This is a genomic window from Rhizobium sp. BR 315 (genome assembly GCF_050577975.1).
GTDB lineage: Bacteria > Pseudomonadota > Alphaproteobacteria > Rhizobiales > Rhizobiaceae > Rhizobium > Rhizobium miluonense.
In genome coordinates, this window is sequence record NZ_JARWKZ010000028.1 from 64,227 (window position 1) to 74,283 (window position 10,057).

A 10,057-nucleotide genomic window follows, 5' to 3' on the forward strand; every position below is an offset into this window, starting at 1 on the left:
GGCAATGACACTATTGGGAAGCCGTCGATCAAAGCTCGTTCTTTTTTCTTCTCTGGTGCTCGTAGCCGGCGCGGTGATCTATGGGTATCTCATCAATCAGCGTGCGCAGCTGATTGCGCCTGCACCGACACCGATACTTTACGACCGTAGCGGTGCTTTCCTTGCGCAGATTGGCCACAGCGATGACGCCACCGGGCGTGTCGATTATGGCTATTGGCCGTTGGAGCAGTTGCCTGACCGCTTCATCAAGGCGACATTGGCCCTCGAAGACAGGCGCTTCTTCGAACATGCAGGCGTTGATCCCTATGCCGTCGGCCGTGCTGCCTGGCAGAATCTCGGCGCGGCAAGACACCGCTCCGGCGCTTCGACCATCGCCATGCAGGTGGCGCGCATGCAGCAGCCGGAATCGCGCAGCTTCGTGCACAAGATACTGGAGGCCGGCACCGGTGTCCTGTTGACTCTGCGCTACGGCCGCGAGGCTGTGCTGGCGCAATATTTGCGGCTGGCGCCCTATGGTAACGGCAGTCACGGCATTGCCCATGCGGCGCGTCTCTATTTCGACAAGCCGGTGGCGGATCTGTCCTGGGCGGAAATCGCCCTGCTGTCGGCGATCCCGCAATCGCCGACGCGGATGAACCCGCTGCGGCCGGAGGGCTTGCGCCGGGCCATTCAGCGTGGCCACCAGATGCTGGATGTCCTGCTGAAGCAGAATGTCATCGATACTGATGAGGCCGAGATCGCTCATCGTCAGCTTGACAACGTACAGATGCCCAATCTGCCCCGCCGCCCGGATGCGCTGCACCTGATATTGCGCTATCACGATCTTATCGAGAGCGGCCAGATATCACCTGCCTCGGCGAGCATGCCGCTCATCCACACGACGATCGATCTCGCTCTCCAGGCCGATGTGACCGCTCTTACGCGACAACATCTCGACCACTGGCGCTCTGCGGGCGCACAGCAGGTCGGCGTCATGGTGGTATCACGCCAGACCGGCGAAGTTCTGGCCCAGGTGGGGTCGAGCAGTTATTACGGCCGCCATGCCGGCGCGTTCGATTACACGCGGACACAACGCTCACCGGGCTCGACCTTGAAACCCTTCATCTATGCGCTGGCATTCGAACGCCGGCTACTGAAGCCGACGGACATGTTGCTGGATCTGCAAGAGGGCGCCTCAGGCATCGGCGATGCCGACCGCGAATTCCTCGGGCCGATGCTGCCGCGCCAGGCACTCGCCAATTCCCGCAATGTACCCGCCACGAACCTGCTGCGCACGATCGGTCTCGAGACGACCTTCCGCTTCTTGCGCGATCTCGGCCTGCATGATCTGGAAACCCCGGCCGATTATTTCGGCCTGTCGATGGCCATCGGTTCGGTGCCAACGCGTCTGGACAGACTGATGCGGGCCTATGGCGCGCTTGCCAATGACGGCCAATTGCAGGATCCGCGCTGGGCGCGTGAGCAGCCGCAGCAGCAATCCGTGCGGATCATGTCCCTCGATACCGCGCGGCTGATTACGTCCTTCCTGTCCGATCCGCAGGCCCGGCTGCCAAGCTTCCATCGCTATGGTTCGCTGGAATATCCCTTCCCCGTCGCCATCAAGACCGGCACCTCGCAGGGCTATCGGGATGCCTGGGCCATGGCCTATTCGGAGAAGGTCATCGTCGGCGTCTGGGTCGGGCGTGGCGATAACGGCACCATGAACCGGATGACCGGCGCCGGCAGTGCCGCCCGCCTCGTGCACGCCATCATCGATCGGGTCCATGGCAACAAGCCTGGAGACATAGCCGATGCGCGTTTTCCAACGCCACCGGACCGCAAGCCAGTCGATGTTTGCGTCGTCAATGGACAGGCGAATGACAGTACCTGCAGCCAGACGCTGGTGGAATGGCTAAAGCCCGATGAGATGCCGGGGGTGGCCGCGGTATCGCCTCGTGCGAACGCCAATTTCAAGTCTTTGCCGATGAGTGCTATTGCGGCGAGGAGCGCGAACTATCCGCTCGCCAGCGCCGATGCTTCCAGTCCGCAGATCCACCTCACCATTTCAACGCCCGCACGCAACAGTCAGATCTGGCGTAATCCCGAACAGCCGGTAAAATTCAACCGGCTGGCTCTGAAGGCTGATGTTGAACCGCACGTGCCGCAAATCGTCTGGTACGTCGACGGTCAGCCGTTTGCGGTCACCGACCCCGATCGGCCCGTCTTCTGGCCCATCCAGAGTGGCGAGCACCGCTTCCAAATCCGCCTGCCCTACCGCGACGAAACCTCGGCAACCGTACCAGTCTATGTGCAATAGGAATGATATTCCAGATAGTTAGAACTATCTGAATGGGTCAATGCAAAATGCAGCAATTGGCTAACTTCTGATGGAAATCAACATTCACGGAGCTATAGTAAAGGTTGACTACGTTTCCGTTTGTCTAAAGCGATTGCATTATGCTAAATTGCAATCAATGCAAGCTAGTTGTTTGGAGCATGCAATGCCATCAGTTACTATCCGCAATGTCCCAGATGAGGTGCACCGCGCTATTCGGATTCGCGCGGCCCAGCATGGCCGCAGCACGGAGGCCGAAATCCGCGACATTCTGGAGAAAGCGGCAAAGCCGGAAGGGCGCGTGAAGCTTGGCTCCATGCTGGCATCTATCGCCCGCGAAGCGGGCGGCTTGACCGATGAAGAGTTCGCCCTCTTCGAGAGCGTGCGCAACAAAATACCGGCCCGTGCTGCGAGCTTCGAATGATCCTGCTCGATACGAATGTGATCTCGGAGCCGCTGCGCCAGATGCCCGAGGCTCGCGTCATCGAATGGATCGATGCACAACCCCTGGAGACGCTCTACCTGTCCGCGATCACCGTGGCCGAGCTGCGCGCGGGCGTCGCGTTGCTGCCTGCAGGAAAGCGCCGGACAAGCCTGCATGAGGCTCTGGAAAAGCACGTCCTGCCAATGTTCGCCCGGCGGGTGCTGCCATTCGACATGGCCTGCACCAGTGCCTATGCCGAATTATTAGCGAAGGCGCGTGCTTCCGGCGTGGCGGTCGAGACAGCCGACGCCTGCATTGCCGCCGTCGCACTCGCCAACGCATTCATCGTGGCCACCCGTGACACCAGCCCTTTCGAGGCGGCCGGGATCAAGATCATCAACCCATGGACGATCGTGCCATGATGGCGAGCGCGGCAAGCCGGGTCGTGCAAACCCGTCGCAATGAAGCATCTTTCAAAACGCAGGCGCCGGGGACTTACAAACACCAGCATTAGCGAGCTAACCGAATGCTGCTGAAAAAACGATTTCTGATATTCATTGCTTTTGCCCTGTTTGGATGTGGCAATGCCTATGCCGGTTCAGATGCCCTGCCGTCGCCGCAGCTGTGTTTCACGATTGCCGATTGCAGTAAGCTGATAAACACAGTGAAGGACCCGACCCAACTCGCACAGGCTCTCGCCGATCGTTGCGGCCTGCAGTTCGAGGTTCCTCTACATATGTCCACTGCGGATTGCGATAAGGCCATCGCGATCAATCCTCGGCTCGTTTCCGCTTATGATATTCGGTCCCGAATCAATAGCCTTGTCGCCACAATGACATTTGATCCTGCCAACAAGCAGCCGGCCGCGAAGCAAGAAGGGGCAGATCTCGACAAGGTCGTCGAGCTCGCGCCCAATCAAGCCCGCTCCTACTTGCTGCGAGGCCGGCATTTCGCTTTGGCGAAGCGCTATGACTTGGCGTTACGGGACTTTGACAAGGCAGCTTCCCTAAATCCCGAAGATCCCCTCGTCTATCTCTTTAGGAGTAGCGCTCACAGAGGCCTTGGCAAGGACGATCTTGTTCTAAAGGATTGCGAGAGGTTTCTCGCCATTGCTCCTCCGCGAGCCGACATCCTGACATTGATGGCCGAGATCCATATCGCACACCATCAGCTTGAACAGGCTTTACCACTTGCTGATCGCGCGGTGGAACTGAGTGTGGCGAATAGTAAAGAAATCAATTTCGATCTCAACAATGCCCTGACGCTGCGCGGTCGCATATATCTCGAGATGGCCGACCAGGAGAGGGCGAAACAGGATTTTGTCGCAGCGGTTGCCGCCGCGCCCAGTGCTGAGGCAGCCAGACAGGCACTCGGAGCACTCCTCAACAAGCATATTCCATCGGATATGGAGTGCACTCTTGCTGCGGTGAACCTGGACCAAGAATCTCAGCTGAAAGCAATTCAGATCTGCACGGATCTCCTCGATGTCGCCGAGAGCATATTGGCGAGAGATGAGCGCGCCAGACTTTATATGGCGACCAAACAGTATGACCTTGCGGCCGCCGATTTCACCAAGCTGATGGAGGTAGATTCGAAAAGGAACGCCAACTATCTGTTCAGAGCCCAAGCCTACCACGGCGCTGGCAAGCAAGACCTCGCCTTAGCGGACATAAACAAGCTTTTGGAGGCGGGGAATAACGCTTTGGATCCGGAGGCATCGCGGCGCATTGATTTAATGCTTCGGGCCGAAATTGAAATGGCTTTGGGCCAACACGCCGAGGCGCAACAGGATGTTTCCGAGGTGTTGGCAAAGGCACCCCAAAATCCCGACGCACTGGCGATTCAAGCTTGGCTGAAGACGCGACAAGGCGATATGGCGGGAGCGAAGGCGGACCTGGACCTCACAATGTCCACAAGGGCATTCATCTTTCGGGGACGGTTCACCAAGGCGCAGGATGCATTGGCGCGAGGATCGCAAGCCGAAGCAGATGCCGCCTTCGCCGACGCATTTCGTGACATCTAGATGCACTAATCTCCGAATAGCGTGCTACGTTTCATTCTTCAAAATGACGATGTCGCAAAGAGGTCCGAGGGTTCGGTCTCAAGTATCATGAGAGGAACAGCCATGACCTATCATGTAGGAACCGGCGTTCCCGGAAAAAGCGCAACGATTGTTTGGCTGAACAGTCATGGCCAGCCACGATTGGAAGGCGATTTCTGATATGAAGGGCCGCTTGCGCGAGGCGAAACTCGCGCAGGCAGTCAAACGCGAAGGAGGCCAAAGCGATGTGCGTTGTCCAATAGCGCCCGCTATGGCAACAATTTTCGGCTCTGCCTACGAGCTCCAATCGCTTGCCATGGGTCTACATAGGGCAGCTCAGGTCGTCAGCATCGCGCTGACCAATCGGGCTGTGCGGGGAGCCAAGGTCAATCCGATGTGCCCATGCCCGAAGGCAAGAATAACGTCGCTCCCCGTTTTCGATGGCCTAATGACCGGAACGGAATTGGGCATTGACGGCCGAAACCCGAGCCAGGAGCGATTTGGTACCCCAAGTTCGGGAAAGACTCTGCTCGCATTGCTCGCCAGCGTTCGCGTCAGTTGCAGGTTCGCCGGAGCAGTCAGTCCGCCCAGTTCAACTAGGCCGGCAACGCGTAGCCTCCCCTGCATCGGACAAAAGTAAAAGCCATTCGCGGTCGGACAAACCGGCCGCTCGATCGGCAGTTCCGGCATATCGTACTCAATATGGTAGCCACGCTCGGTATCGAGCTGTACGGCATCTCCAAGCGATGCAGCCAGTTTACGTGAATGGGCACCGGCGGCGATGACAACCGTGCGAGCAAGCACGTCGTACGCTGAGGCTGCGATACGTAAGCCGCTTCGTTCACGCACGATGGTGGTAACGGATGCCCGAAGGAATTCCGCACCTGCCCGCTCTACAGCCGAAGACAGGAGGCGCATCACCTCCCCTGGATCACTGAGGTTGATGGCCCTGGGAAAGAAAAGGCCACCTTCAAATCCGGTGAGGCGCGGCTCAAGCTGGGCAACCTCGCCGCCTGAAAGAAGCTCCTGTGAGACACCATAATTGCGGCGCAACTCTATATCCGCGTCAGCCGCTCGGAACGCCTTTCGCGTTTCGTAAAGGTAGAGGCAACCTTTTGCCGACAGAAGGTTTGACGCGCCTATCTCCGACGCGAATTCTGTCCAGGCCGAGGCGGCGTCCGAAACCAGTTCGGCAATCCGACCGGCATTTTCGCGATAGCGGTGCGGGAGAGACTCATAAGCAAACCGGGCCAACCAGGGAAACAGTGTCGGCAGCGCCGATGTCCGGACCGCCAAAGGGCTATCCGGCCTGAGAATAAGCGACAGGAAATTTCGAAGCACCGATGGGGTTCCCATCGGTATGATCGCGTAATTCGCCACGGTCCCCGCATTCCCATAGGAGGCGCCGGATCCAGGCTCGTTCGGCTCGATGACGATAACATCGCGCCCATCGGCACGAAGCCGAAGGGCGATCGCCAAGCCGATGACGCCACCGCCCACAACGGCGATATCTGTCGAAATCCTGTTCATCACATCCATATTTTTTGCAGAGGAAAACGGTCACTGGCATATCCGGAAGACAGGAACGGGACGGCTATAGCCGTCGCGCTTACGCCGGTTTTGCATACCTTGCGACATAAGCTGCCGTCCGAGGCTCCCTGGGATTGTCAAGCACACCTGCAGCTGGACCCTGCTCAAGAATCCGACCGCCGTCTATGAAGACGACCCAATCCGATACTTCCCGGGCAAAAGGGAGCTCGTGCGTGACGATGATCATCGTCATCCCGTCGCTGGCAAGTTCGCGCATCACGCGCAGCACTTCGCCAGTCGATTCCGGATCGAGCGCCGAGGTCGGCTCGTCAAACAAGAGCACGGTTGGCGACAGAGCAAGAGCCCGCGCGATCGCAACACGCTGTTGCTCGCCGCCTGACATTTGTTCTGGATAGGCCAGCGCCCGGTGTACAAGGCCAACCCGGGTCAGCAATCGCACGGCTCGCCCTACCGCCTCACGCTCCCCGATGGCAGCGGCGTGCATCTGCGCCAGGACGACATTTTCCACGGCGGTCAGATGTGGGAACAGATTGAAGCGCTGGAACACCATACCAACGCGCTGGCGCAGCTTTGCAAGGTCTTTGCAGGTCACCGCCCCCTTCGAGAAGATCGCTTCGCCGTTTATTTCGATGGCGCCATCGTCGGGCTGCTCAAGCAAGTTCACGCAACGCATGAGGGTTGTCTTACCGCCGCCGCTTTGCCCGATGATGCTGAGAATCCGACCGCGCGGAACGTCCAGGTCTATGCCATCGAGCACCAGCCTACCGTCAAAGGATTTACGAAGCCCCCTGATCTTGATCGCGGAGGCGTCGTCGGAAGAAGTTGCAACGCGGGTTGCATCGACTGCTTCGTGAGCCATTTGTCTAGCCTCCATTTTGAATCAGGGCTCTCGCCAGTCTAAGCCGCCGCCTGCGGCCAAACGACAAGGGTATCCCAGCGTGAATGGTGCGCTCAAGCCAGAGAAGACATAGCGAGACGGGGTAGCAAACGGCAAAATAGATTGCCGCAATCACCAGATAGACTTCAAGCGACCGAAATGTCTCCGAAGCGATCAGTTGTGCCCTCGTCATCAATTCCGCTGCCGAGATGGTCACCAGCAGCGATGTCGATTTCAGTAGATCGACGAACATCGTATTGGTGCCTGGCAGCGCAAGGCGAAGCGCCTGCGGCAGGATCACATGGCCAAAGGTGGTGACGCGGCCGAGACCCAATGCATGCGCCGCCTCGTTCTGGCCCGAGTGGATGCCCGCAATGGCTGCGCGAAATATCTCCGACAGATAGGCCGCGTAGAACAATACTAGGCTCAAGACACCGGCGACGAAAACGCTGAATCTTATCCCGACCGAGGGCAAGCCAAAGTAGGTGACGAAGATAATAGCAAGCAAGGGCACATTCTTGAAGACTTCGGTGTAGATGGTGGCCGGCAGCCGCAGGATGCGCAACCGATTGCGGCGCATCAAGGCAAGCGCCAGTCCCAAGATCGCTGCCCCAACGAAACTGGACGCCGTATAGGCAAGGGTCCGCAAAAGACCCTCGCCAAGATTGCCCGCATAGTCGCTCCAGGGAACTTGAAACAATTGAGCAAGAGATTGCCAAAAGCTCATGTCCGTTCTCCTGCACTCAATCGGTGATGGATGGGGGTGACCACGTCTGCGGGCGATCGACGCCGCGCCGCTGTGCCGCCATATCCGGCGACGGGACCAGGAACTGCTTGGGATCGCCGCCCCATTTCGTCACGAGCGCGGCCAGCGAGCCGTCCTTATACATCGCATCGATCTGATCCGAGATCGCTTGGGTCAGTTTCGGAGCCTGTTTTGGCAGATAGAAGCCAGTCATATAGGGCTGAAAATATTTATAATCGGGATGAGCGGCAACCTGCTCCGCAGTCGGTGGATTGTGATAGGCAACCCGGAACTTCATGTCGGGTCGTTGCTGTTGCTGATAGATAATCAGCAGCGGATCGAGAAATCCGACATCGATCCTTCCCGAGGAAAGATCCGAGAAAACGCTGTCGGCCGCCGGGTAGGTGTGCGCATCGGCCTTCGGGACTTCGGCGATCGACTTGGCCCAGACATATCCCGTCACAGTGCCAAGTGCCTTGCCCTCCAGGCTCTGAACGTCTGGATAGGCAGCGTCACCATGCACGGCCATGGCCGGCGGCGAATAGTAGGGGGGATCGGTGAACAACCCCACCTTCTGACGCGCGTCGGACCATGCAATACCACCGATCGTAATGTCGGCGCGTTGCGACTGCACCGCGGCAAGCATGCCGGGGAAATCTGTCACTGTTGTCTCAATTTTGAGGCCAAGCTTCCTAGCGATCGCCTCGAGAATGTCGCTATCCAGTCCGACCTGCTTGTCATCTTTCAATGCCGTGTAAGGCATATACGGCTCGATGACCACCTGGAGCACACCCGGCTTCAGCGTTTCCAAGACTTCAGCGTGTGCAATCGCGGGTACGGAAATCAGCGCAAGCCCAATGGCCAAGATCGCCGTCGCGGTATCCTTGAGCCGTGAATACAGGAAAATATCGTTGTTATTCATGATCACCCTCCTTATATTTTTGTAATATATTACAGCGTATATTATCTAAGTGCATTGTCAAGCGATTCCGTATAGAGCGCGCGGGATCACCCTCAGGATGGAGACGACGTGGATGGACACTTGGATGTCGGAAGAAATGCTCGACGATCCGGAAGCGTCACTAACATTGGCGGAGCGGACCTATCTGCAACTGCGCGAAGACATCATCACGGTGCAGTTGGCACCTGGGACCATCCTGCGCGAGAATGACGTGATGCGCCGCCTTGATGTCGGGCGTACGCCGGTGCGGGAGGCTTTCCTACGACTGCAGCGCGATGGCTTTGTCGATGTAAACGCGCGCCGAGGCACTTTCGTCAGCAGGATCGACATCAGCGATCTGACGGCAATCTATGAGGCAAGAGCGCGGATCGAATCCTGGGCGACCCGATTGGCGGCGGAACGATTGCGTGAGCCTGAGCGGCACGAAGCCGGCAAACTGATAGAAGCTCTAAGGGCGCTTTCCCTTCCCTCGGAGCTCGACGCACTGCTGGCGCTCGACCGGCGTATTCATCGTTTCGTCTACCGATGCGCCAAGAACCGGTATCTCTTCGATACGCTCGACCACTACCACAATCTTTCGCTCCGGATTCTTCACGTCGCAATGCGGCGGTTTCCGGAACTATCGCCGGAACTTGATAAAGTCGTGCAGGAACAGATACTCATGCTCGAAGCCGTCTGCCGCGGAGATGCCGATACCGCTGAGCGGATCGCCTTGCATCACGTTCTTAGCTTCGAACAGGAAGTTCGCAAAGTTATCTGACTGCTCTTGAAGGGAATCGAACGGCAGCCCGCAATGAGGCGTTGAGTTCTTCACGCTTCAAGGTGTTGATATTGCAAGTGCATTGAAGCGTCCTGGGACGGTGAGCGCGCCCATTTTTGAAAGTGGTTGCGCAGGTTGCCGATTCCGATGAAGCCGCCCCATTGTTCCGAGATGATTGCGCCCCTTGATTCCGGGATGATCTCGCCCCCTGTTTAATGGGGTCTGCAGGCGATAATTGTTGTCAGTTCATTCAGACGAAGTGTCAAGCTTTGCGCGGCAGGTTTCGGCGCAGACTGTCGCCGCTCAAATCAATGCGATGGGCGTTGTGAATGAGACGATCCAGGATGGCATCAGCGTAAGTCGGGTCTCCTATGACGCCGTGCC

The 10,057-nt window shown here is 58.0% G+C and carries 10 protein-coding genes; 5 read left to right on the forward strand and 5 right to left on the reverse strand.

What is annotated here, in order from left to right; genetic code table 11:
* Positions 1 to 4: 4 nt before the first annotated feature.
* From QD409_RS23080 to QD409_RS23095, 4 genes are all read left to right on the forward strand, one after another.
* Positions 5 to 2,296, forward strand: a complete 2,292-nt coding sequence (locus QD409_RS23080) for a transglycosylase domain-containing protein (RefSeq protein ID WP_430763767.1) — start codon at positions 5 to 7, stop codon at positions 2,294 to 2,296.
* Positions 2,297 to 2,480: 184 nt separating this feature from the next.
* Complete coding sequence (locus tag QD409_RS23085) at positions 2,481 to 2,738, forward strand: FitA-like ribbon-helix-helix domain-containing protein (RefSeq protein ID WP_430763777.1); 258 nt, start codon at positions 2,481 to 2,483, stop codon at positions 2,736 to 2,738.
* Positions 2,735 to 3,160 carry a type II toxin-antitoxin system VapC family toxin gene (locus tag QD409_RS23090; RefSeq protein ID WP_430763768.1) on the forward strand — a complete coding sequence of 142 codons (426 nt, stop codon included), beginning with the start codon at positions 2,735 to 2,737 and terminating at the stop codon, positions 3,158 to 3,160. Before QD409_RS23085 ends, QD409_RS23090 begins: the two co-directional genes overlap by 4 nt.
* A 104-nt stretch (positions 3,161 to 3,264) precedes the next feature.
* Positions 3,265 to 4,761, forward strand: coding sequence for a hypothetical protein (locus QD409_RS23095; protein WP_430763769.1), 1,497 nt, complete (start codon positions 3,265 to 3,267; stop codon positions 4,759 to 4,761).
* Between the two features lie 354 nt (positions 4,762 to 5,115).
* Here QD409_RS23095 and QD409_RS23100 read toward each other — a convergent pair whose 3' ends face one another.
* From QD409_RS23100 to QD409_RS23115, 4 genes are all read right to left on the reverse strand, one after another.
* Positions 5,116 to 6,309 (reverse strand): NAD(P)/FAD-dependent oxidoreductase, encoded by a 1,194-nt coding sequence (locus tag QD409_RS23100; RefSeq protein ID WP_430763770.1) that lies wholly within the window; start codon positions 6,307 to 6,309, stop codon positions 5,116 to 5,118.
* A 79-nt stretch (positions 6,310 to 6,388) separates the two neighbouring features.
* Positions 6,389 to 7,189 (reverse strand): amino acid ABC transporter ATP-binding protein, encoded by an 801-nt coding sequence (locus QD409_RS23105; RefSeq protein ID WP_430763771.1) that lies wholly within the window; start codon positions 7,187 to 7,189, stop codon positions 6,389 to 6,391.
* Positions 7,190 to 7,193: 4 nt separating this feature from the next.
* A complete protein-coding gene (locus tag QD409_RS23110) occupies positions 7,194 to 7,934 on the reverse strand; it encodes an amino acid ABC transporter permease (RefSeq protein ID WP_430763772.1) in 741 nt (246 codons plus the stop codon).
* Positions 7,935 to 7,950: 16 nt separating this feature from the next.
* Positions 7,951 to 8,874 (reverse strand): substrate-binding periplasmic protein, encoded by a 924-nt coding sequence (locus QD409_RS23115; protein ID WP_430763773.1) that lies wholly within the window; start codon positions 8,872 to 8,874, stop codon positions 7,951 to 7,953.
* A 112-nt stretch (positions 8,875 to 8,986) separates the two neighbouring features.
* On the opposite strand from QD409_RS23115, the gene QD409_RS23120 reads away from it, so the two are divergent.
* Entirely contained in the window at positions 8,987 to 9,673 is a 687-nt protein-coding gene (locus QD409_RS23120) for a GntR family transcriptional regulator (protein WP_430763774.1), read from the forward strand.
* Positions 9,674 to 9,935: 262 nt separating this feature from the next.
* Here QD409_RS23120 and QD409_RS23125 read toward each other — a convergent pair.
* A partial coding sequence (locus QD409_RS23125; RefSeq protein WP_430763778.1) for an ATP-binding protein occupies positions 9,936 to 10,057 on the reverse strand: 122 nt, incomplete at its 5' end.

Bases quoted from the DNA above. Each gene is read 5' to 3' on its own strand.
- QD409_RS23100 (WP_430763770.1), bottom strand. From the start codon at position 6,309: ATGAACAGGATTTCGACAGATATCGCCGTTGTGGGCGGTGGCGTCATC.
- QD409_RS23085 (WP_430763777.1), top strand. From the start codon at position 2,481: ATGCCATCAGTTACTATCCGCAATGTCCCAGATGAGGTGCACCGCGCT.
- QD409_RS23120 (WP_430763774.1), top strand. From the start codon at position 8,987: ATGGACACTTGGATGTCGGAAGAAATGCTCGACGATCCGGAAGCGTCA.
- QD409_RS23105 (WP_430763771.1), bottom strand. From the start codon at position 7,189: ATGGCTCACGAAGCAGTCGATGCAACCCGCGTTGCAACTTCTTCCGAC.
- QD409_RS23095 (WP_430763769.1), top strand. From the start codon at position 3,265: ATGCTGCTGAAAAAACGATTTCTGATATTCATTGCTTTTGCCCTGTTT.
- QD409_RS23115 (WP_430763773.1), bottom strand. From the start codon at position 8,874: ATGAATAACAACGATATTTTCCTGTATTCACGGCTCAAGGATACCGCG.
- QD409_RS23110 (WP_430763772.1), bottom strand. From the start codon at position 7,934: ATGAGCTTTTGGCAATCTCTTGCTCAATTGTTTCAAGTTCCCTGGAGC.
- QD409_RS23080 (WP_430763767.1), top strand. From the start codon at position 5: ATGACACTATTGGGAAGCCGTCGATCAAAGCTCGTTCTTTTTTCTTCT.
- QD409_RS23090 (WP_430763768.1), top strand. From the start codon at position 2,735: ATGATCCTGCTCGATACGAATGTGATCTCGGAGCCGCTGCGCCAGATG.